This is a genomic window from Modestobacter sp. SYSU DS0657, assembly GCF_054050925.1.
The window spans coordinates 274,341-294,744 of the sequence record NZ_JBJHAG010000001.1 but is presented as its reverse complement, the minus strand read 5'-3'; the positions used below and the strand labels follow the sequence as shown (position 1 = coordinate 294,744).

Below are 20,404 nucleotides of genomic sequence, written 5' to 3'. Positions count from 1 at the left end.
CCTCCGACGGGTGGGCGGCCGCGCCGACCCCGCGCGGCGGGACCTGCGTGTCGGCACCCGGACGTCGCCAGTCACCACGAAGACCACGATTCATTGCTCGACAGATAGCAATAATGCTATGGTTCGTGGCATGGGACGACAGCCGCGGAGTGAAGCGGACAAGGTGTACGACCGCATCGGCGTGCTGCGCGCCGACCGGGGCGTGAGCCGGAAGGAGCTGGCGGAGGCCGTCGGCGTGCATCCGCAGACCATCGGCTACGTGGAGCGCGGCGAGTACAGCCCGTCACTGGCCCTGGCGCTGCGCATCGCCCGCTACTTCGACCTGCCGGTCGAGGCGGTCTTCTCCCTCGAGCCCCTGCCCTCGCTCAGCCAGGAACTCCTCAGGAGGACGTCATGACGCACTCGCCGACCCCGACCTACCTCGCCCGCACGTTCGAGGACGAGCGCCACGCGTGGGCCCGACGCCCGCAGGTCCGCCGGCGGGCGGTCGTCGCCGAGGCGACGCTGCTCGTGGTCCTGATCGCCGCCACCCTGATCGCCGCGGCGACCGACGAGGGGTGGTCGACGTGGTTCTTCGCCGCCTGGACGATCGGCATGCTCTCGTTCATCCCGCTGCACTCGGTGCTGAACCTGGGCATCCGCGGCGTCCTCGACCGGGACAAGCGGTCACTGGACGAGCACCAGCGACGGCTGGGCGAGCGGTCGCACAATGCGGTGGCCTGGCCGAGCGCGGCGCTGACCTTCGCGGCGTTCGCGGGCGCGACCACCGTCGTCGCCCTCACCGAACACGTCGAACTGGCGCTCTGCCTCGGCTTCCTGCTGTGGTTCACCAGCGGCCTGCTGACCTACTGGCACCTGGCCTGGACCTCCCCGGAGGAGCCCGCCGAGGACGCCGACCTGACGGGCTGACCCGTCGACCCCGGTCGGCTCGGCGGCGGGAGCACCACCAGGCACCCCCGCCGCAGAGCCGACGGAGGGATCAGCCGAGCTCGGGGAAGAACAGCGCGATCTCGCGCGCGGCCGACTCGGGCGAGTCCGAGCCGTGCACGATGTTCGCCTGGACCTCGAGGGCGAAGTCGCCGCGGATGGTGCCGGGGCCGGCCTTGACCGGGTCGGTCGCGCCGGCCAGCGCGCGGAAGGCCTCGATGGCCCGCGGGCCCTCGACGACCAGGGCCATCAGCGGGGCGCTGGTGATGAACTCCACCAGCGAGCCGAAGAACGGCCGCTCGCGGTGCTCGGCGTAGTGGGTCTCGGCGACCTCGGTGGTCAGCGTGCGCAGCTCGGCGGCGACCAGGCGCAGGCCCTTGGCCTCGAGCCGGGCGATCACCTGGCCGACCAGGCCGCGGGCCACGCCGTCGGGCTTGACCAGGACGAGGGTGCGCTCAGCAGTGGGTGCAGACACGGGCCGGAGCGTACGGGACGACGTCCGTCAACTCTGGTTGACAGCCTTCGATCGTCAACCTACGTTGACAGACATGTCGACCACCGACGTCACCGCGGCCGCCGCGGCCGACGACCCGGCGACCGGGCTGCGCGCCATCCGGGCGCTGCGCGAGCTGGCCGACCGGCTGGAGGCCCTCCAGGTCTCCAGCGCCCGCGACCGCGGGTGGTCCTGGCAGCAGATCGCCGACGCGCTCGGTGTCAGCCGGCAGGCGGTCCACAAGAAGCACGCCCACGGCAGGAAGGACGACTGAGGTGTTCGAGCGCTTCACCGACGACGCCCGGCAGGTCGTCGTCGATGCCCAGGCCCACGCCCGCGGCCTCCGGGCCGACCGGATCGAGCCGGTGCACCTGCTGCTGGCGATCAGCACCCGCGGCGGCCGGGGCGCCGACGCACTCGACGCGGCGGGGATCGACCCGGTGCGGCTGCGGACGGCGGTCGCCTCCGCCACCGACCCACTGGACCCGGCCGCCCTGGCCGCCCTCGGGGTGGACCTGGACCAGGTCCGGGCCACCGTGGAAGCACGGTTCGGCCCGGGCGCGCTCGACCCGGGCCGTGAGGGACCAGGGGGGCACCTCCCCTTCGCCGAGGGCAGCAGGAAGGCGCTCGAGCAGGCACTCCGGCACGTGGTCGGGGCACGGCGGCGCCGTCGGCGTGGTCGGGGCATCGACAGCGGCGACGTCCTGTTCGGCCTGCTCGACGTGGGTGACCCGGTGGTCGGCGCCGTGCTGCAGCACCTCGGCACCACCGCGGCCGCGGTGCAGGACCACCTCGACGCCACCGAGGCGGCGTGACGGCCGCGAGACCTCAGCAGGCTCTCAGCCGGCGAGGTCCATTCGGGCCATGTGCCGCCACAGCTCCTGGTCCTTGTCGCTGAGCCCGTTCCAGCAGTCGTAGCTGCTGCGGGCGTGCAGCTGCTGGGCCCGGCGCTCGACGGCGTCCTCGGGCAGCCGGAACCGGACGCGCGCGGCGTAGTCGACGATCGTCGTGCTGATCGGCCCGGCCGGGCCGATCACCGGCTCGTCCGTGGTGCTGCGCCGCGCCTTGCGCCCGGGCACCTCGTGGCTGCCCCCGCAGCAACTCCTGTGGTCTGCCATGACCTCTCCCCCGTCCCCAGCGGTGTTTCAGCAGAGCGCGATCACCTCTGCACACCGGTCACGGCGAGCTTCGCGCACTCCTCGCGTCGAACGCGCGGGCACTCGCCCGATCGGGTGAGCTCAGCCGGCCGGCGGCGGGCCGAGCGCGGTGCCCAGCAGCTCCTTGCGGATCTGCAGCAGGTACAGCCAGATGAGCAGGAAGACCCCGCCGACGAACCACATCGCGCCGCCGAGCAGACCGGTCAGCAGCAGCGGCACCTGCAGCACGGTGCCGATCTGCAGCCCCTGCGGCCGGCGCTGCAGCCCGCTGGCGAGCACCAGCACCAGCGCGAGGGCCAGCACCGACCACAGGCCGACGCCGGAGATCCCGCCCTCGGTGGGCGCGAACGCCCGCGGCACGAAGAGCACCGCGATCCCCTCCAGGAACAGGATCGCGGCGGCCGCGCCGCCCAGCGCCTTCCCCGCGCGGACGGGGTCGGGTGCGGTCATGCCCGCCGGCCGGCGAGCAGCGTGCGGGCCTCGCCGGCGGTGATCACGCTGCCGGTGACCAGCACGCCCGAGCCGCCCAGCGCGTCGTCCGGCCCGGCCTCGGCCAGCTCGATCGCCGACTCCAGCGCCTCGGCGAGCCGCGGGTGGACGCTGACCCGGTCAGCGCCGAAGACGTCGACGGCCAGCGCCCCCAGCTCATCGGCGGGCATGGCGCGGGCGGAGCTGTGCTGGGTGACCACCAGCTCGGCGCACAGCGGCTCGAGCGCCTCGAGGATCCCACTCACGTCCTTGCCGACCACGCAGCTGACCACGCCGACCAGCCGGGTGAAGTCGAAGGACTCGCGCACCGCGTCGGCCGTCGCGGCCATCCCCGCCGGGTTGTGGGCGGCGTCGATGAGCACGGTCGGCGAGGTGCGCACGCGCTCGAGCCGACCCGGCGACCGCACGCCGGCGAAGGCCTCGCGGACGACGTCCTGGGCGATGGGCCCGCTGGCCGCACCGGCACCCAGGAACGCCTCGACCGCGGCCAGCGCCACGGCGGCGTTCTGCGCCTGGTGCGCCCCGAACAGCGGGAGGAACACCTCGTCGTACTCCCCGCCGAGGCCCTGCAGGCGCACCTGCTGCCCGCCCACGGCCACCCGCCGCTCCAGCACGCCGAACTCGGTGCCCTCGCGGGCGACGGTGGCCTCGACCTCGATCGCCCGGCGGACCAGCGCCTCCAGGGCACCGGCCGGCTGGTGGGCCAGCACCGCGACCGAGTCGGCCTTGATGATCCCGGACTTCTCCGTGGCGATCGTGGCGACGTCGGGGCCCAGGTACTCGGCGTGGTCCAGGGAGACCGGCGTGACGACGGCGACCCGCGCGTCGACGACGTTCGTGGCGTCCCAGGTGCCGCCCATGCCCACCTCGACGACGGCGACGTCGACCGGGGTCTCGGCGAAGGCGGCGTAGGCCAGCGCCACCGTGACCTCGAAGAACGACATCGGCACGTCCCCGCCGGCGTCGACCATCTGCACGTAGGGCGCGATGTCGTCGTACACCTCGACGAAGCGCTCGGCGCTGATCGGCTCCCCGTCGATGACGATCCGCTCGCGCACCGTCTCCAGGTGCGGGCTGGTGAACCGGCCCACGCGCAGGCCGAAGCCGCGCAACAGCTCGTCGACCATCCGCGCCGTCGTCGTCTTGCCGTTGGTGCCGGTGACCTGGACGACCGGGAACGCGCGGTGCGGCGAACCGAGCAGGTCGACCAGCGCGGTGATGCGGGTCAGCGACGGCTCGAGCCGGTTCTCCGGCCAGCGCGCCAGGAGCGCCTGCTCGACCCGGGCCAGCTCAGGGTCCGCGGCCGCCTGCCCTGGGGGAATGGAGGTGCTCATCGCTCTTAGGATGCCAGTCATGGTCGCTGACACCCGAGCCCCCGAGAGCACGGCGCCGGGAGCCGGCGGCGCCGTACCCGACAAGCCCTCCCTGGAGGGGCTGGAGTCCACGTGGGTCGCCCGCTGGGCCGAGCAGGGCACCTACGCCTTCGACCGGGCCGCGGCGCTGTCGGCCCCCCGCGCCCAGACCCACGCCATCGACACCCCGCCGCCGACCGCCAGCGGCTCGCTGCACGTCGGGCACGTGTTCAGCTACACGCACACCGACATCATCGCCCGCTACCAGCGGATGCGCGGCAAGCACGTCTTCTACCCGATGGGCTGGGACGACAACGGCCTGCCGACCGAGCGGCGCGTGCAGAACTACTACGGCGTCCGCTGCGACCCCTCGCTGCCCTACGACCCGGCGTTCGAGCCCCCGGCCAAGCCCGGCAAGGACCAGCAGCCGATCTCCCGGCGCAACTTCGTCGAGCTCTGCGAGCGGCTGACCGCCGAGGACGAGGAGGAGTTCGCCAAGCTGTGGCGGCGGGTGGGCCTGTCGGTCGACTGGTCGAACGTGTACCGGACGATCTCCGAGTCCTCCCGGGCCACCGCGCAGAAGATGTTCCTGCACAACCTCGCCCGCGGTGAGGCCTACGCGCAGGAGGCGCCGACCCTCTGGGACGTCACCTTCCGCACGGCGGTCGCGCAGGCCGAGCTGGAGGACCGGGAGCGCCCCGGCGCCTACCACCGGATCGGCTTCCGCGGTGCGGACGGCCCGGTCTTCATCGAGACCACCCGCCCCGAGCTGCTGCCGGCCTGCGTCGCCCTGGTCGCCCACCCCGACGACGAGCGCTACCAGCCGCTGTTCGGGAAGACGGTCACGACGCCGCTGTTCGGCGTCGAGGTGCCGGTCGTGGCGCACCGGCTGGCCGAGCCGGACAAGGGCTCGGGCATCGCGATGATCTGCACCTTCGGCGACCTCAACGACGTCACCTGGTGGCGGGAGCTGCAGCTGCCCACCCGCGCCGTCATCGGCTGGGACGGTCGGTTCGTCGCCGATCCCCCGGCCGACGTGCCCGCCGACGTCTACGCGGAGCTCGCCGGCAAGACCTCCTTCAGCGCGCAGCAGCGGATCGTCGAGCTGCTGCGGGAGTCCGGCGACCTGGTCGGCGACCCGAAGCCGATCACCCACCCGGTGAAGTTCTTCGAGAAGGGCGAGCGCCCGCTGGAGATCGTCACCACGCGGCAGTGGTACATCCGCAACGGCGGCCGGGACGCCGACCTGCGTGAGGCGCTCATCGCCCGGGGCCGGGAGATCCAGTGGGTGCCCGAGCACATGCGGCACCGCTACGAGAACTGGGTCGACGGGCTCAACGGCGACTGGCTGATCAGCCGGCAGCGGTTCTTCGGCGTCCCGTTCCCGGTCTGGTACCGCCTGGACGACGAGGGCGAGCCCGTGTACGACGACCCGATCCTGGCGCCGGAGTCGGCGCTGCCGGTCGACCCCTCCTCCGACGTCCCGGCGGGCTACACCGAGGACCAGCGCGGCGTGCCGGGCGGCTTCATGGCCGACCCCGACGTGATGGACACCTGGGCCACCTCGTCGCTGTCGCCGCAGGTGGCCTCGGGCTGGGAGACCGACCCGGAGCTGTTCGCGCACGTCTTCCCGATGGACCAGCGGCCGCAGGCGCACGACATCATCCGCACCTGGCTGTTCTCCACCGTCGTCCGCTCGCACTACGAGCACGGCACGGTGCCGTGGACGCACGCCACGATCTCCGGCTTCGTCGTCGACCCCGACCGCAAGAAGATGTCGAAGTCGAAGGGGAACGCCACCACCCCGATCGACGTGCTGGAGCGCTACGGCACCGACGCCGTGCGCTGGCGCGCCGCCGGCGCCCGGCCGGGGGCGGACTCGCCCTTCGACGAGGCGCAGATGAAGGTCGGCCGCCGGCTGGCCATGAAGATCCTCAACGTCGGCAAGTTCGTGCTGGGGCTGGGTGCCACGACCGCGCTGACCGCCGACCAGGTGACCGAGCCGATCGACCGCGGGCTGCTGGCCGCGCTGGCAACGGTCGTCGACGAGGCCACCGCAGCCATGGAGGCCTACAACTACAGCCGGGCGCTGGAGGTCACCGAGGCGTTCTTCTGGTCCTTCTGCGACGACTACGTGGAGCTGGTGAAGTCCCGCGCCTACGGCACCGGGGACGCCGCGGTGTCCGCGCAGGCGACGCTGGCGATCGCGCTGTCGGTGCAGCTGCGGCTGTTCGCGCCGGTGCTGCCGTTCGTCACCGAGGAGGTCTGGTCCTGGTGGCAGACCGGCTCGGTGCACCGCGCGCTGTGGCCGGCCGCCACGGAGCTCCCCACCGGCGGTGACCCGGCCGTGGTGACGGCGGCGGCGGAGGTCCTGTCGGCCGTCCGCAAGGCGAAGTCCGACGCGAAGGCCTCCATGCGCGCCGACGTCGCGACGACCACGGTGACCGCACCGGCGGCCCGGGTCGCCGCGATCGAGGCGGCCCGCGCGGACCTGGCGGACGCCGGCCGGATCGCGGAGCTGTCGATCGTCCCCGGCGAGGGCCCGCTGCGCGTCGACGTCGTCCTGGCCGAGGCACCGGACGCCTGACCCGCCGGGGAGCGTCTTGCTCCCCATCCGGCCACTTCGAGCACCATCCTGGCCGGGTTGGGAGCAATGCTCCGGGCGCTGTCCACAGGTGCGGGCTGAACGGGCGAAGACGGTCCCCCGAAGCCGCATCGTGTCCGGGTGCATGCCCTCCCCGAGCTCCTCGGCCCCACGCGAACGTCGTCCACCGCCGACCTCGCCGAGCGCGCCAGTCCGCGCAGCGTGGGCCGGTGGCTCGCCGGCGGCCGGCTGGTGCGCCTGCACCCCGGCTGGGTCACCGCCCCGGGATGGGCCGATGACTGGACAGTGCGCGCGCACGCCGCCGTCGGCTACACCGGCGGGGTGCTCAGCCACCGAAGCGCCCTCGCCGTCCACGGGGCGCTGGATCACCGGCCGCTGCGACTGGACGTCACGGTCGGCACCGACCGTCGCATCCGCTCCACCTCGAGGCTGGCTGTCCACCGCTGCCCCCTCCCCCGCTCGCTCATCGTCTCGGGGCTCCCGGCGACGACGTTGGCGCGAGCCCTCGTGGACAGCTGGGCGGGCGCGCACCGCCGGTCCGCTGGGCCTGCCCTGGTTGCGGAGGCGCGCGCGGCGCTGCTCCGATCGGCGCGTGAGCGAGCGGTCAGCACCGCCGCGCTGGGGCTGGAACTGGACCGGCGACCGGAGTTGCCCGGCCGGGCCAATCTGGTGCAGCTGATCGGTCTGCTCGAGCGCGGCTGCCAGAGCGAGCTGGAGGTCTTCGGCGTGCTGCACGTGCTCTCGGTGCCAGGGCTGCCCGGATGTGTGCAGCAGCACCGGGTGCGACTGCCCGACGGGCGGCGGGTGTTCCTGGATGCTGCCTGGCCGGGCGTGCAGCTGGCCGTCGAGCTGGACGGCGCCGCCTTCCACGGTGGCCGGGAGCAGCGCGAGCGCGACCTCGCGCGGGACGCCGCACTCGCCGCCTGCGGCTGGCTCGTCCTGCGTTTCAGCTACGCCCGGCTCACCAGGGAGCCGGCTGGGTGCCAGGCCGAGATCGCGGCGGTCTATCGGCAGCGGCTGAGCCTCGCTCGCTGACCGGCCACTCGCGGCCTCCTGATGGCCGGATGAGGAGCGCGGCCCCGGGCAACGGGCGAACGGCCCGCTCCCCTGCTGGGGAACGGGCCGTCGGCGGAGCTGGTGGGGTCAGGCGCTCTTCTCGCGGGGGGCGCGGCTGGGCTTGCGGGGCACGATCGTCGGGTTCACGTGCTCCAGCACGACGTCCTTGGTGATGACGACGGTGGCGACGTCCTCCCGGCTGGGGATGTCGTACATGACCGACTGGAGGACCTCCTCCATGATCGCCCGGAGTCCACGCGCCCCGGTGCCCCGCAGGATCGCCTGGTCGGCGATCGCCTCCAGCGCGTCGTCGGTGAACTCCAACTCCACGCCGTCGAGCTCGAACAGCCGGCGGTACTGGCGCACCAGGGCGTTCTTCGGCTCGGTGAGGATGTTGATGAGGGCCTCACGGTCCAGCTTCTGCACGCTGGTGATCACCGGCAGCCGGCCGATGAACTCGGGGATCATCCCGAACTTCATCAGGTCCTCCGGCATGACCTGCGCGAAGGCGTTGGCCTCCTCGATCTCGGCCTTGCCGCGGACCTCGGCGCCGAAACCGATCCCCTGCTTGCCGGTGCGGGCCTCGATGACCTGGTCGAGTCCGGCGAAGGCGCCACCCACGATGAACAGCACGTTGGTGGTGTCGATCTGGATGAACTCCTGGTGCGGGTGCTTGCGCCCACCCTGCGGCGGCACCGACGCCGTCGTCCCCTCGAGAATCTTCAGCAGCGCCTGCTGCACACCCTCACCGGAGACGTCGCGGGTGATCGACGGGTTCTCGCTCTTGCGGGCGATCTTGTCGACCTCGTCGATGTAGATGATCCCCGTCTCGGCGCGCTTGACGTCGTAGTCGGCGGCCTGGATCAGCTTCAGCAGGATGTTCTCGACGTCCTCACCCACGTAACCGGCCTCGGTGAGCGCGGTGGCGTCGGCGATCGCGAAGGGGACGTTGAGCATCCGGGCCAGCGTCTGCGCCAGGTGGGTCTTGCCGCACCCGGTGGGGCCCATCAGCAGGATGTTGGACTTGGCCAGCTCGACGGAGTCGTCACGGCTGCCCGCGCCGCCGGCCTGCACCCGCTTGTAGTGGTTGTAGACCGCCACGGCCAGCGTGCGCTTGGCCTTGTCCTGGCCGATCACGTACTGCTCGAGGAAGTCGTGGATCTCCTTGGGCTTCGGCAGCTCGTCGAACTTGAGGTCCGACGACTCCGAGAGCTCCTCCTCGATGATCTCGTTGCAGAGGTCGATGCACTCGTCGCAGATGTAGACCCCGGGGCCAGCGATGAGCTTCTTGACCTGCTTCTGGCTCTTCCCGCAGAACGAGCACTTCAGCAGGTCGCCACTCTCACCGATACGTGCCACCTGGCTGACCTCCACCTCGAGTGGGACGGCACGGTGGCCGACCCGGTACGCGTTGTCTTGCCCTGTCGACGCCCCATGTGGTGGGCGCCTGCGGATGTCCCTGCGGTGCGGACCGAACGGTGCAGACCGGGGATCGGGCGTTCATCGAACCTACCCGGCCGGCCTGACGTTCCGGGGCAGGAACGCACCCTGGTCGTCCGCTTCGCCACACCCGCCCCGGCTCCCCCACGACGCCGCCGGCGGTCGGGCCGGTGACCTCACGGGATGGGTGAACGGTACGGGCCGGAGACGCGACACGCGCGGCCCCGGCCCGTACCGATCAGGATCGATCAAGCCGGCAGCGCGTTGAGCTTCCGGCTGGCGATGACCTGGTCCACGATCCCGTACTCCTTGGCCTGCTCGGCCGTGAGGATCTTGTCCCGGTCGATGTCCTTGCGGACCTGCTCCTGGGTCTGGCCGGTGTGCCGGGCCAGGATCTGCTCCATCTGGGTGCGCACCCGCTCGATCTCGGCGGCGTGGATCTCCAGGTCGGTGACCTGACCGCCGGCCTCGCCGGAGGGCTGGTGGATCAGCACCCGGGAGTAGGGCAGCGCCAGGCGCTTGCCCGGCGTCCCGGCCGCGAGCAGGACGGCGGCCGCGGAGGCGGCCTGGCCCATGCAGACGGTCTGGATGTCGGGCCGGACGAACATCATCGTGTCGTAGATCGCCGTGAGCGCGGTGAACGAGCCGCCGGGCGAGTTGATGTACATGGTGATGTCGCGGTCGGGGTCGTTGGACTCCAGCGTGATCAGCTGGGCCATGACGTCGTTGGCCGACGCGTCGTCGACCTGCACCCCGAGGAAGATGATGCGCTCCTCGAAGAGCTTGTTGTACGGGTTGCTCTCCTTCATGCCGTAGCTCGTGCGCTCCACGAAGGAGGGCAGGATGTACCGGCTCGAAGGCATCTGGAAGTCGCTCATGTCAGTCCTCCGACCGTTCAGTTCTCGGTGACCGGGTTGTCGGTCTGCGTGGTGCTGGAGGCCCGGGTCACCACGTGGTCGACGAAGCCGTACTCGAGGGCCTCCTGCGCGGTGAACCAGCGGTCGCGGTCGGAGTCCTTCTCGATCTGCTCCACCGTCTGCCCGGTGAACTGCGCCTGCAGCTCGTTGAGCTGCTTCTTCGTGTTGCGGAACAGCTCCGCCTGGATGGCGATGTCCGACGCGGTGCCGCCGACGCCGGCCGAGGGCTGGTGCATCAGGATCCGCGTGTGCGGCAGCGAGTACCGCTTGCCCTTGGTGCCCGCGGTGAGCAGGAACTGGCCCATCGAGGCGGCCAGACCCATGGCGTAGGTGGCGACGTCGCAGTCGATGAACTGCATCGTGTCGAAGATCGCCATGCCCGCGGTCACCGAGCCGCCGGGCGAGTTGATGTACAGGTGGATGTCGCGGTTGGGGTCCTCGGCGGACAGCAGCAGCATCTGCGCGGCGAGCTGGTTGGCGATCACGTCGTCGACCTGGGTGCCCAGGAAGATGATCCGCTCGCGCAGCAGGCGCTCGTAGACCGAGTCGTTGAGGTTCATCCCCCCGGCGGCCGCACGCAGCAGCGGCGCGCTCGCCAGGTTCGGGTCAGTGGTGCTCACGGGTGCGGTGACCTCCGTAGGACTGCGGTGCAGTCGGTCTCGTGGAACGGGTGGGTCGGTGGTCTCGGTGCGGTCGCGGCCCCCGCCGACAGGTGTCGGCCGGTGGTCCCGCGGTGACCGCCTCGGTGTCACGTCGACCCTAACGCGCACCCCCGACGCCTTCCTCCCGGTCCGGGCCGGTGTTCGCCGTGGGCGCAGCACGAGCCCCGCCGAACGGCAGCCCCCGGGAACGACAGCGCCGCCCGCACCCGGGGCGGGTGCGGGCGGCGCTGGGCGACGGGGCGAGGTCAGGCCTTGGCGGCAGCCTCGTCGTCGGTGGTGTCGGCCTCGATGGTGTCGGCCTCGGTGGTGTCGACGTCGGCCTCGGCGGCGTCGTCGTCCCCGTCGGCGGTGACCGTCTTGGGGCGGAGCGCCTCGAGGTCGACCACGTTGCCCGACGCGTCGGTGATGGTGGTCTGCTCGAGCAGCTGGGCCAGCGCCTTGGTGCGGCGGACGTCGGCGACGAAGTCGGCGATGTTGTTGCCCTGCTGCAGCTGCTGGGCGTACTGCTCCGGGCTCATCCGGTTGCGCTGCGCCTGGGCCATGATCTGCGCCGACAGGTCCTCGTTGTCGACGGTGACCTCGCGGGCGTCGGCGATCGAGTCGAGGAGGAACTGGGTCTTGACCGCCTTCTCGACGTTCTCGCGCATCTCCGCGTCGTAGGCCTCCCGGCCGCCCTCGATGCCGGCGGCGGAGAAGTAGGCGTCCCAGTCCATGCCGGCCTGGAGCAGCTCGCGCTCCATCGACTGTGCCCGGAAGGTCAGCTCCTGCTCGACCAGCTTCTCCGGCACCGGGATCTCGGTGACCTCGATCAGGTGCTCGACCAGCTTGTCGCGGGCCTGGGCGCCCTGCTGCAGCACCTTGGTGCGCTTCAGCCGGGTGCGGACGTCGTCCTGCAGCTCGGCCAGGGTGTCGAACTCGCTGGCGATCGAGGCGAACTCGTCGTCGAGCTCCGGGAGCTCCTTGGCCTTGACCGAGCGCACCGTGACGGTGACCTCGGCCTCCCGGCCGGCGTCGGGGCCGTTGAGCAGCGGGGTGGTGAAGGTGGCGCTCTCGTCGGCGGACAGCCCGCGGACGGCCTCGTCCAGGCCGTTCATCAGGTTGCCGGAGCCGACCTCGTAGGACATGCCGGTGGTGCTGCCGTCCTCGAGCACCTCGCCGTCGAGCTTCGCGTCCAGGTCGATGGAGACGTAGTCGCCGTCCTCGGCGGCCCGCTCGACACCGGTGAGGGTGGCGAACCGCTCGCGCATGACGGAGATCTGCTGCTCGATCTCCTCGTCGGTGACCTCGACGTCGTCGACGGTGACCGAGAGGGAGTCCAGGGCGGGCAGCTCCAGGCTGGGGGCGACGTCGACCTCGGCGGTGAACGCCAGCAGCTCGCCGTCCTCGAGGCGGGTGACCTCGACCTCGGGCTGGGTGATGACGCGGACCTGGTTCTCCCGGATCGCCTCGGAGTACACCTCCGGCACGGCGTGCTGGACGACCTGCTCGAGCACGACGGGGCGGCCGATCCGCTGGTCGATCACGCGGTTGGGCACCTTGCCGGGGCGGAACCCCGGGATGCGGACCTGGTTGCGCAGCTCCTTGTAGACCTCGCCGAAGGCGTGGTCGAGGTCGCTCCACGGCACCTCGATCGCGAGCCGGACCCGGGTCGGGCCCAGGTTCTCGATGGTGCTCTTCACAGCGCAGCGCTCCTCGTGATGGGGACAGACTCGTGGGGTGCGACGCCTCGGACGGCGCCGCCACTCCCCACGAGTCTAAGGACGTGGGATCCGTGTCGGGGTGGCGGGATTTGAACCCACGGCCCCCCGCTCCCAAAGCGGGTGCGCTACCAAGCTGCGCCACACCCCGTGGCGGCCTGAGTGTAGGCACCCCGGCCACCCGGTACCCTGTGCGGGCACCGTCAGGTGCACTGCGGGTGTAGCTCAATGGCAGAGCCCCAGCCTTCCAAGCTGGCCATGCCGGTTCGATCCCGGTCACCCGCTCCACGGAGAAGTGCAGGTCGGGCCACCCACTGCGCCGGCCGCGTGGGGAACGACCTCCTGCGCCGGCAGGGTGGCGGGGCCCCCGGACGCGCCGACCCCACCACCCTGCCGGAACCGCGGTCAGAACCGAGGTCGGCCCAGGGCGCCCCCGCGGTCGCCGAGCCACTCGGCCGGCCGGTAGCGGTGCAGGATTTCGGACTCCCCGATTCCCAGCTCCTCGGCCGCGGCGTCCAGCCGGTGCGGCTGCACCGACGGCGTCCACCGGCCGGCGTCCACCCGCTCGTCCAGCGCGTGCACGGAGGCGACCAGCTCGGCCGGCGTGAACGCGCAGTGGCCCAGCCGGTGGACGAATGCCTGCCGCAGGAGGCGGTGCTCCCCGGCCCGCTGCACGGTCTCGGCGTACTCCTCCTGGACCTGGATCGCCGCCAGGACGTCGTGGGTGGTGTGCAGGGTCAGCACCGGCACCTGCAGCTCACCGGTGAGCTCGGAGGTCGCATGGGCGGCGTCCAGCGCGTCGGTCTCCGGGGTCACCGCCGCGGTCGCGGTGAGCCGGTCCAGGTCGGCGCGCAGGTCCAGCCCGGCCTCGCGGTAGAGGGCCGTCACCTGCTCGCGCTCGTCGGCGTGCTGCAGCAGCGCCCGGTAGTCGACGCCGACGTTCCAGGAGGCGTTCCCGCCCAGGGTCCGCTCGATGTCCAGGCGGCCCGGGTAGGCGAAGCCGATCAGCTCCTGGAGCTGGGCGAACTGGGCCTCCTGCTGTGCGACGTAGTCGCCGGGCGCCGGCTCGACCGGCTGGTCCTCCGACCACCGGGGCAGGTGGCCGAGGGCCGCGGCAAGGGCGATCCGCGCCCGGCCCTCCGGCGTGGCCTGGCCCGCCTGCACGGCGGCAGTCAGCGTTGCCACGGACCTGTCGAGCTCCCCGGGGTCAGCCAGGAAGCCCGCCAGCCGGACGTCCGCGCCCTCGGGGACGAGCAGCTGTGCGATGGCGTGCGCCGCGTCGAGCTGGTAGTTGACCAGGTCGACGCCGCCGTGCACGAGACCGCAGGTCACCAGCGCGCCGTCGATGGGGGTGTTCGGGTCCTCGGCGAGCTGCCCGGTGACCAGGCCCCCCATCGACGTGCCCATGGCCAGCACACGCGACGGCCCGCCGAAGCGCCGGGAGAACGCTTCCAGGGTCTGCAACTGGTCCTCGGCGGCGGTGTCCAGCGTCCAGCCGCTGCGCTCATAGGAGGAGCCCACCAGGGCGTAGCCCTCGGCGAGCAGGGCCCGCCGGGTCTCGTCGTCCGGGGCGTTCGCGGCGGGGTTGCCGGGCAGGAAGCTGGGGCGGTACCCGTGCCCGTAGAGGATCAGGGTGCCGTTCCAGTCAGCGGGGACGTCGGCGACCCAGGTGGTGTCCTCGCCGGAAATCGTGCCTCCGGCGTGGACGGGTTCGACGGTCTCATGGGCCAGGGCCGGCGGGGCGGCGGCGACGGAGACGGCAAGCGCACCGGCGAGGCCGGTGACGAGGGAACGGCAGGACATCGGCATCCTCACGACAGGGGTGGATGCCGCCGAACGCTAGGTCTGGCTGTGACACGGGTCAACGGATCGACGAATATTTGTGTGATCCAGACCACCGTCGATCCGTTGCCGCGCACTGCGGTCCGGCACCACCGCGCACGCTCAGCGCCGGCGGTGGTGCAGGTGCACGACGCCGCTGGCGGACCGACGCTCCTCGACCAGCTCCGATTCACGGAGTTCTCTCGACGCCCGGCGGCGGGTGCAGCGTCCGCGTCCTGACACCCCAGGACCCCGTGCGGCCGTCACCGTGCATCCCGCAGCGGTGCGATGCAGCAGCCGTCGCAGTGGTGCCAGGCGGAGACACCCCCGACCGCCTGCAGGTCGAGGACGTCGTCGGGATCGGGGTGGCCGAGGGCGTGAGGGCACAGCCGGACGTGGTAGCCCCGGTCGGCTCGCCAGACCCGGGGCCACTCGCGCATGTGATGCTCACTGGCCACCCCCGCGCAACGCTCCGACTCCGGCTCGGGTGCCGGCTGGCCACCGCCGGGGCGGGGCCGTGACAGCGCGGGCGTCCGGCCCGCCTCTCCCGCATCGTCCTGGTCGGGACCGGGAACGGAGAGGTGACGGTCGGCGATCGACATGCCGACGATCGTTCCGCCGCGTGCTCGCACTGCGGTGAGCACCAGCTGTGCGGGAACTGAGGAACGCCAGGGGCGGCACCGCCGCGGGGCAGCTGGCCGGACGAACCATTCAGTCCGCCGGGGTGGGCGTGCGCGGCAGACCGAACAGCTCGAACAGCCGCGGGCCCAGGAACGCCGTCGTCCGGGCGACCCGGCCGTCGCGGAACTCCAGCGCGTGCACCGCCCACGGCTCGAACGAGCCACCCGGCCCGCTGGGTCGCCACTGGGCGAAAGCCGGGTTGCCGTTCATCTGCAGCGGCACCACGTGCGAACCCCGGCACCCGTGGCCGGGACCGAGGTACCAGGTGGCGATGTCGGCCGAGCCGCGCAACCACATCGCGTACGGCGGCATGTCCATCACCGCGTCCTCGTGCAGCAGCGCCACCAGCGCCTCGACGTCGTAGCGCGCGAACGCGTCGAGGTAGCGGTCCAGCAGCTCGGCGTGCTCCGCGGCGACCGCCGGGGCCGGCGGCTCTTCCGCGGCCCGGTGGGCGGCGAGCGTGGCCCGCGCCCGCTGCAACGCGCTGTTGGCCGCCGCCACCGACGTCTCCAGCAGCCCGGCGACCTCGTCGGCCCGCCAGCGGAGAACGTCGCGCAGGATCAGCACCGCCCGCTGCCGCGGCGGCAGGTGCTGCAGCGCCGCGATGAAGGCCAGCTTCACCGACTCGCGCTGGACGGCGAGCTCGGCGGGGTCACCGCCCACCGGCAGCACCTGGCGGTCCAGCGCGGGCTGCACCCAGGCACCGTCGGGCAGCACCCCGGCCAGCGACTCGACCACCGGCGGGCTCGGCTCGCCCCCGGACAGGTCGACCGGCAGCGCCCGCCGCTTGCGCCCCTCGAGGGCGTCCAGGCACACGTTGGTGGCGATCCGGTAGAGCCAGGAGCGCAGCGCCCCTGTCCCCTGCAGGCCGTCCAGGGAACGCCAGGCGCGCACCATCGTCTCCTGCACCGCGTCCTCGGCGTCGAAGGACGAGCCCAGCATCCGGTAGCAGTACCCGGTCAGCTCCCGCCGGTGCTCCGCCAGCCGCGGCTCCAGTTCAGCCGCCTGCCCCGTGCCGGTCTGCTCGGCCACCACACCGGTCATCGCCACCGCTCCTGCCCTCGCCGGACGCTCGCGGTGGATTTTGCCGGGAAGCACCGACAGAACCAAGGGCCGGCTACTGGTAGGTGATCAGCTCCGGCGTCGGGTTCACCTGCTCGACCGTCTCCCGCGGCGTGAGCATGGGGACGTCCTCGTCGATGAAGTTCTTCCAGCCCCACGCGAGCTCCGGCTGGTCGGCCTGCCGGTGCAGCACCTGCCAGGTGCTCTGCTTGGCCGGCTGCGACCCCTGACCGTCGACGTGCACCATGATCGCCAGCTCGTCGCGAGAGAGGTCCAGCCGGTCCCGGTCGGGGATCATCCGCACCTGGAACTGGTGCAGCACCAGCAGCTTCTGCGGCAGCGCCTTCTCCCGGGTGAGGTCGGCCAGCCAGGTGACCACCCGGTTGACCTCGTCGATGCCGACCTGCCCGATCTGGACCAGGTGCACCCCGTTGGGCCCCAGCCGCCACTCCGGGTCCAGCGCCAGCCCGACGTAGGGCAGCTCCAGCAGCGGCTGGTACATCTGCGCCTGGGTGAGGAAGTCCGTGCGGCCGGGCTGCAGGTCCAGCACCACGTAGAGCCCGGCCTCGCCCGCGCCCTCCACCCAGGGGCGCAGCGTCTCGATGTCCTGCTCGGCGGAGTAGTCGCCGTCCGCCCCGGCGCTCGCCGAGGCGACGGTCGCGATGATCTCGAAGGTCGGGACGACGGTGGTGTCGACCAGCGGCTCGTACTCCGCGGCCAGGTCCTTGGCGCGCTGGATCGCCCCGGGCAGGTCCTGCTCGCCCAGCAGCCCCAGCGCCCCGCTGCCCGGGATGCCGTACAGCGCGACCATCAGCCGGCCGGGGAACAGCACCTGCCCGCCACCCGGCAGCTGGGTGCCGCTGGCCGCGGTGTCCAGCTTCCACTCCAGCCCCGGCTCCTCGCCCAGGTCGGCGCCCAGCACGACGACGGACGGCTCGGCGGCCAGCCGGTCGACCAGCTCGGCCGACGCGCGCGGGTCGGTGCCCCCGATCACCTGGACCTCGGCCCCGGCCGCCCGCGCCGTGGCGACGCCGGCGAGGGAGTCGGCACTCCCGCTGGTGACCACCAGGGTGTCCTCCAGCGGCTCGCCGCGGTCGAACTCCGGCAGCGGGTCGGGCAGTTCGGTCTCCTCAGCCGCCGACGACGAGGGGGTAGACGACGAGGCCGCCGACGACGAGGGGGCAGACGACGAGGGGGCGGCAGAGCCGTCCGCCGGCTCGTCCGTCGCCGGCTCCTCCGCTGCCGGCTCCTCGGCCGCCGGCGCCTCGGGAGCGGGCTCGAGCGCGGCGATCGACTCCGGGTCCAGGGCGGCGACGGCGGCGACCCGGCCCTCGGCGGCGACCGGCTCGGCGGTGGCCAGGTCCAGCCCCGTCACCGTGCCGACGGCGTCCGGGTCGGCGGGCACGGCGCGCACGTCGACGCCCTCCACCCGGGCCTCGCCGACCGCGAGCACCATCTCGGCGCCGAGCCGGTCCAGCTCCGGGGAGAGGACGTCGTCGGCACCCGAGCCGTCGTCGAGCAGGAGGGGCACGCCCAGGCCGACCGCGGCCGAGGCGCCGAGCAGCCGCGCGGCCGCGTCGTCGGCGTCGGCGAGGACGACGACCGGCGAGCCGCGGAACAGGGCCCGGCTGGTCGAGACGGCGGAGGCGACCGGGTCGGCGTCGGTGACCAGGGTGCGCGGCGCGTCGGGTGCTGCCGTCACTACCGCCGCGACGTCGTCCGAGCCCTCGGCGCTGGGGTCGTCGGAGGTGTCTCCCCCGGTGCACCCGGCCAGCAGGACGAGGACGAGGGCGGCGGACGGGACGGCGGCAGCGGGGCGCATGGCCTTCTTCCTGTGGCCGCGGCACCGGGGAACCGGGGTCCCCGACTACGGGCGGGCACGAATGCGGTCGACAGCGGCCCGAGCCTAGAGCCCTCCGCGCGGGGCCCACAGGGGAACGGTGCTGGACTGCGGGTGCGGCGGCCTGGATCATCGCCGCCGAGATGGACGCGGACAGGTCGGGCCAGCCCGAAGGCACGGCGGCCAGCCTGCGGGCTCGGCGCGGGCTCGGGGGCCGACCAGGCTGGTCGGCATGACCACCGACACCGCCGTGCTCCCGGCCGGGGACCTCGGCCGGCTCCCCCGTCGTGGCTGGCTGCGGCAACTCGGCGTCGACACCGGCTACGTGCTGCTGGCGTTCCCGCGGTCACTCCTCGCGTTCGTGCTCGTGGTCACCGGGCTGGCGGTCGGCATGGGTCTGGTGGTGATCTGGGTGGGGGTGCCGCTGCTGGTCGGCACGCTGTACACCGCCCGCGGCTTCGCCGCCCTGGAGCGCAGCCGGCTGCCCGGTGTGCTGGGGCGGGCGGTGCCGACACCGGGCTACCGCACCGCTGATCCGCGCGCATCGCTCCCCCGCCGGCTGGTCACGCCGCTGCGGGACCCGCAGTCCTGGCTGGACGTGCTGCACGCGCTGGTGCACATGACCGTCGCGATCCCCGCGTTCGTCGTCGCGGTGGTCTGGTGGGCGATCACGCTGGCCGGGCTGACCTCGGTGGCCTGGGACTGGTCGATCCCCTACGGCGGGGCGGACGAGCCGGAGAACTACACGCTGCCCGAGATCCTCGGGATGGCCGACACCGGCACGAACCGGGTGCTGCTGTACACCGCGATCGGCGTGCTCTTCGCGCTCACCCTGCCGGCGGTCGTCCGCGGGTGCGCCCTCGCCCAGGCGCAGCTCGGACGCGGTCTGCTGACCTGGCGGGGCGAGGCGCAGGCGGAGATCGGCCGGCTGAGCGAGGGCAGGGATGCCGCGGTCGCCGCCGAGGCGGTGGCGCTCCGCCGGCTGGAACGGGACATCCACGACGGGCCGCAGCAGCGGCTGGTCCGGCTCAGCATGGACCTGCACCGGGCCGAGCGGATGCTCGACCGGGACCCCGCAGGTGCCCGGACCACCCTGCGGGAGGCCGCCGAGCAGACCCGGGAGACGCTCGAGGAGCTCCGCGCGCTGTCCCGCGGCATCGCCCCCCCACCGGTGCTCGCCGACCGCGGGCTGGCCGCAGCGCTCGCCGCCGTCGCCGCCCGCTCCCCGGTGCCGGTCGAGCTCGCCGTCGACCTCACGCCCGGGCAGCGGCTCGCCCCCGCGGTCGAGAACTCCGCCTACTTCCTGGTCTGCGAGGCGCTGGCCAACGCCGCCAAGCACAGCGGGGCCACCGTCGTCCGGGTGACCGTGGTCTGCGAGTCCGGCCGGCTGCGGGTCGTCGTCGAGGACGACGGCCGCGGCGGGGCCGTGCTCGCCCCCGGTCACGGCCTGGCCGGACTCGCCGACCGGCTGCGCGCGGTGGACGGCGTGCTCGTGGTCGACAGCCGCCGCGGCGGACCCACCCGGCTGATCGGAGACCTCCCGTGTCCGTGACCACCCCTCGCCGCGTCGTCCTCGCCGAGGACTCGGTGCTGCTCCGCGAAGGCCTGGTCCGGCTGCTCGAGGAGGCCGGCGCCGAGGTCGTCGCCGCCGTCGCCGACGGGCCCGGCCTGGTCCGCGCCGTCGTCGAGCACCGGCCCGACGTCGCCGTCGTCGACGTCCGGATGCCCCCGACGCACACCGACGAGGGGCTGCGCGCCGCGGTCGAGGCGCGCCGGGTCGTCCCGTCGACGGCGGTGCTGGTGCTCAGCCAGTACGTCGAGGTCGCCTACGCCGACGAGCTGCTGGCCGACGGCGCCGGCGGGGTGGGCTACCTGCTCAAGGACCGGGTCGCCCAGGTCGAGCAGTTCCTCACCGCGCTGGACGACGTCGTCTCCGGCGGCACCGTCCTGGACCCGCAGGTCGTCTCCCAGCTGTTCGCCCGCCGCCGGCGGGACGACCCGGTGCAGTCGCTGTCCCCGCGGGAGCGGGAGGTGCTGGGGCTGATCGCCGAGGGGCACTCCAACGGCGCGATCGCCCGCCGGCTGGTCGTCACCCAGGGCGCGGTGGAGAAGCACACCCAGCACATCTTCGCCAAGCTCGGTCTGGCGCAGGACGAGGACCAGCACCGCCGGGTGATGGCGACGCTGGCCTACCTGCGCAGCTGA

The 20,404-nt window shown here is 72.9% G+C and carries 20 protein-coding genes and 2 tRNA genes; 9 read left to right on the top strand and 13 right to left on the bottom strand.

What is annotated here, in order from left to right; translation table 11 throughout:
• Positions 1-130: 130 nt before the first annotated feature.
• Positions 131-397, top strand: coding sequence for a helix-turn-helix transcriptional regulator (locus tag ACI79A_RS01495; protein ID WP_457076588.1), 267 nt, complete (start codon positions 131-133; stop codon positions 395-397).
• Positions 394-909 carry a hypothetical protein gene (locus ACI79A_RS01490; RefSeq protein ID WP_457079181.1) on the top strand — a complete coding sequence of 172 codons (516 nt, stop codon included), beginning with the start codon at positions 394-396 and terminating at the stop codon, positions 907-909. The genes ACI79A_RS01495 and ACI79A_RS01490 overlap by 4 nt, the downstream gene beginning before the upstream one ends.
• Before the next feature lie 70 nt (positions 910-979).
• Here the strand turns inward: ACI79A_RS01490 and ndk are convergent, their stop codons facing one another.
• Complete coding sequence (gene ndk, locus ACI79A_RS01485) at positions 980-1,402, bottom strand: nucleoside-diphosphate kinase (RefSeq protein ID WP_457079179.1); 423 nt, start codon at positions 1,400-1,402, stop codon at positions 980-982.
• Between the two features lie 73 nt (positions 1,403-1,475).
• Between ndk and ACI79A_RS01480 the strand changes: the two genes are divergently transcribed.
• Positions 1,476-1,694 carry a helix-turn-helix domain-containing protein gene (locus ACI79A_RS01480; protein WP_457079177.1) on the top strand — a complete coding sequence of 73 codons (219 nt, stop codon included), beginning with the start codon at positions 1,476-1,478 and terminating at the stop codon, positions 1,692-1,694.
• Between the two features lies 1 nt (position 1,695).
• A complete protein-coding gene (locus tag ACI79A_RS01475; RefSeq protein WP_457079175.1) occupies positions 1,696-2,235 on the top strand; it encodes a Clp protease N-terminal domain-containing protein in 540 nt (179 codons plus the stop codon).
• Positions 2,236-2,259: 24 nt separating this feature from the next.
• Here the strand turns inward: ACI79A_RS01475 and ACI79A_RS01470 are convergent, their stop codons facing one another.
• The 3 genes from ACI79A_RS01470 to folC all read right to left on the bottom strand — a co-directional run bounded on the left by ACI79A_RS01470 (position 2,260) and on the right by folC (position 4,400).
• Entirely contained in the window at positions 2,260-2,538 is a 279-nt protein-coding gene (locus ACI79A_RS01470) for a hypothetical protein (protein ID WP_457079173.1), read from the bottom strand.
• 120 nt (positions 2,539-2,658) lie between these two features.
• Entirely contained in the window at positions 2,659-3,027 is a 369-nt protein-coding gene (locus ACI79A_RS01465; RefSeq protein ID WP_457079171.1) for a DUF4233 domain-containing protein, read from the bottom strand.
• A complete protein-coding gene (gene folC / locus ACI79A_RS01460; RefSeq protein ID WP_457079169.1) occupies positions 3,024-4,400 on the bottom strand; it encodes a bifunctional tetrahydrofolate synthase/dihydrofolate synthase in 1,377 nt (458 codons plus the stop codon). Before folC ends, ACI79A_RS01465 begins: the two co-directional genes overlap by 4 nt.
• A 19-nt stretch (positions 4,401-4,419) precedes the next feature.
• Between folC and valS the strand changes: the two genes are divergently transcribed.
• Positions 4,420-7,005, top strand: a complete 2,586-nt coding sequence (gene valS / locus ACI79A_RS01455) for a valine--tRNA ligase (RefSeq protein ID WP_457079166.1) — start codon at positions 4,420-4,422, stop codon at positions 7,003-7,005.
• A 138-nt stretch (positions 7,006-7,143) separates the two neighbouring features.
• Positions 7,144-8,058: a DUF559 domain-containing protein gene (locus ACI79A_RS01450; RefSeq protein WP_457079164.1), complete on the top strand. Its 915-nt coding sequence runs from the start codon at positions 7,144-7,146 to the stop codon at positions 8,056-8,058.
• A 108-nt stretch (positions 8,059-8,166) separates the two neighbouring features.
• On the opposite strand, the gene clpX is transcribed toward ACI79A_RS01450, so the two are convergent.
• From clpX to ACI79A_RS01425, 5 genes are all read right to left on the bottom strand, one after another.
• Positions 8,167-9,438 (bottom strand): ATP-dependent Clp protease ATP-binding subunit ClpX, encoded by a 1,272-nt coding sequence (gene clpX, locus ACI79A_RS01445; protein ID WP_457079162.1) that lies wholly within the window; start codon positions 9,436-9,438, stop codon positions 8,167-8,169.
• A gap of 329 nt (positions 9,439-9,767) precedes the next feature.
• Positions 9,768-10,397, bottom strand: coding sequence for an ATP-dependent Clp protease proteolytic subunit (locus ACI79A_RS01440; protein ID WP_457079160.1), 630 nt, complete (start codon positions 10,395-10,397; stop codon positions 9,768-9,770).
• A gap of 17 nt (positions 10,398-10,414) precedes the next feature.
• Positions 10,415-11,056 (bottom strand): ATP-dependent Clp protease proteolytic subunit, encoded by a 642-nt coding sequence (locus tag ACI79A_RS01435; RefSeq protein WP_457079158.1) that lies wholly within the window; start codon positions 11,054-11,056, stop codon positions 10,415-10,417.
• 287 nt (positions 11,057-11,343) lie between these two features.
• Entirely contained in the window at positions 11,344-12,777 is a 1,434-nt protein-coding gene (gene tig, locus ACI79A_RS01430) for a trigger factor (protein ID WP_457079155.1), read from the bottom strand.
• A 95-nt stretch (positions 12,778-12,872) separates the two neighbouring features.
• Positions 12,873-12,946, bottom strand: a tRNA-Pro gene (locus ACI79A_RS01425).
• 63 nt (positions 12,947-13,009) lie between these two features.
• On the opposite strand from ACI79A_RS01425, the gene ACI79A_RS01420 reads away from it, so the two are divergent.
• A tRNA-Gly gene (locus ACI79A_RS01420) sits at positions 13,010-13,083 on the top strand.
• Positions 13,084-13,200: 117 nt separating this feature from the next.
• Here the strand turns inward: ACI79A_RS01420 and ACI79A_RS01415 are convergent.
• The 4 genes from ACI79A_RS01415 to ACI79A_RS01400 form a co-directional block, all read right to left on the bottom strand.
• Positions 13,201-14,598, bottom strand: coding sequence for a hypothetical protein (locus ACI79A_RS01415; RefSeq protein ID WP_457079153.1), 1,398 nt, complete (start codon positions 14,596-14,598; stop codon positions 13,201-13,203).
• A 281-nt stretch (positions 14,599-14,879) separates the two neighbouring features.
• Positions 14,880-15,056, bottom strand: coding sequence for a hypothetical protein (locus ACI79A_RS01410; protein WP_457079151.1), 177 nt, complete (start codon positions 15,054-15,056; stop codon positions 14,880-14,882).
• A 271-nt stretch (positions 15,057-15,327) separates the two neighbouring features.
• Positions 15,328-16,341, bottom strand: a complete 1,014-nt coding sequence (locus ACI79A_RS01405; RefSeq protein WP_457079149.1) for a sigma-70 family RNA polymerase sigma factor — start codon at positions 16,339-16,341, stop codon at positions 15,328-15,330.
• A gap of 73 nt (positions 16,342-16,414) precedes the next feature.
• The gene (locus tag ACI79A_RS01400; RefSeq protein ID WP_457079146.1) at positions 16,415-18,181 is read right to left on the bottom strand and encodes a hypothetical protein; all 1,767 of its coding nucleotides are present in this window, start codon (positions 18,179-18,181) and stop codon (positions 16,415-16,417) included.
• A gap of 250 nt (positions 18,182-18,431) precedes the next feature.
• Between ACI79A_RS01400 and ACI79A_RS01395 the strand changes: the two genes are divergently transcribed.
• On the top strand, positions 18,432-19,751 hold the full coding sequence (locus tag ACI79A_RS01395; protein ID WP_457079144.1) for a sensor histidine kinase: 1,320 nt from the start codon (positions 18,432-18,434) through the stop codon (positions 19,749-19,751).
• Positions 19,748-20,404, top strand: a complete 657-nt coding sequence (locus ACI79A_RS01390) for a response regulator (RefSeq protein ID WP_457079142.1) — start codon at positions 19,748-19,750, stop codon at positions 20,402-20,404. Before ACI79A_RS01395 ends, ACI79A_RS01390 begins: the two co-directional genes overlap by 4 nt.

What these genes read in the sequence shown, in the direction of transcription:
- ACI79A_RS01495 (WP_457076588.1), top strand. Translation starts at nt 131, where the DNA reads ATGGGACGACAGCCGCGGAGTGAAGCGGACAAGGTGTACGACCGCATC.
- ACI79A_RS01490 (WP_457079181.1), top strand. Translation starts at nt 394, where the DNA reads ATGACGCACTCGCCGACCCCGACCTACCTCGCCCGCACGTTCGAGGAC.
- ACI79A_RS01480 (WP_457079177.1), top strand. Translation starts at nt 1,476, where the DNA reads ATGTCGACCACCGACGTCACCGCGGCCGCCGCGGCCGACGACCCGGCG.
- ACI79A_RS01470 (WP_457079173.1), bottom strand. Translation starts at nt 2,538, where the DNA reads ATGGCAGACCACAGGAGTTGCTGCGGGGGCAGCCACGAGGTGCCCGGG.
- ACI79A_RS01465 (WP_457079171.1), bottom strand. Translation starts at nt 3,027, where the DNA reads ATGACCGCACCCGACCCCGTCCGCGCGGGGAAGGCGCTGGGCGGCGCG.
- folC (WP_457079169.1), bottom strand. Translation starts at nt 4,400, where the DNA reads ATGAGCACCTCCATTCCCCCAGGGCAGGCGGCCGCGGACCCTGAGCTG.
- valS (WP_457079166.1), top strand. Translation starts at nt 4,420, where the DNA reads ATGGTCGCTGACACCCGAGCCCCCGAGAGCACGGCGCCGGGAGCCGGC.
- ACI79A_RS01440 (WP_457079160.1), bottom strand. Translation starts at nt 10,397, where the DNA reads ATGAGCGACTTCCAGATGCCTTCGAGCCGGTACATCCTGCCCTCCTTC.
- ACI79A_RS01415 (WP_457079153.1), bottom strand. Translation starts at nt 14,598, where the DNA reads ATGTCCTGCCGTTCCCTCGTCACCGGCCTCGCCGGTGCGCTTGCCGTC.
- ACI79A_RS01410 (WP_457079151.1), bottom strand. Translation starts at nt 15,056, where the DNA reads ATGCGCGAGTGGCCCCGGGTCTGGCGAGCCGACCGGGGCTACCACGTC.
- ACI79A_RS01405 (WP_457079149.1), bottom strand. Translation starts at nt 16,341, where the DNA reads ATGACCGGTGTGGTGGCCGAGCAGACCGGCACGGGGCAGGCGGCTGAA.
- ACI79A_RS01400 (WP_457079146.1), bottom strand. Translation starts at nt 18,181, where the DNA reads ATGCGCCCCGCTGCCGCCGTCCCGTCCGCCGCCCTCGTCCTCGTCCTG.
- ACI79A_RS01395 (WP_457079144.1), top strand. Translation starts at nt 18,432, where the DNA reads ATGACCACCGACACCGCCGTGCTCCCGGCCGGGGACCTCGGCCGGCTC.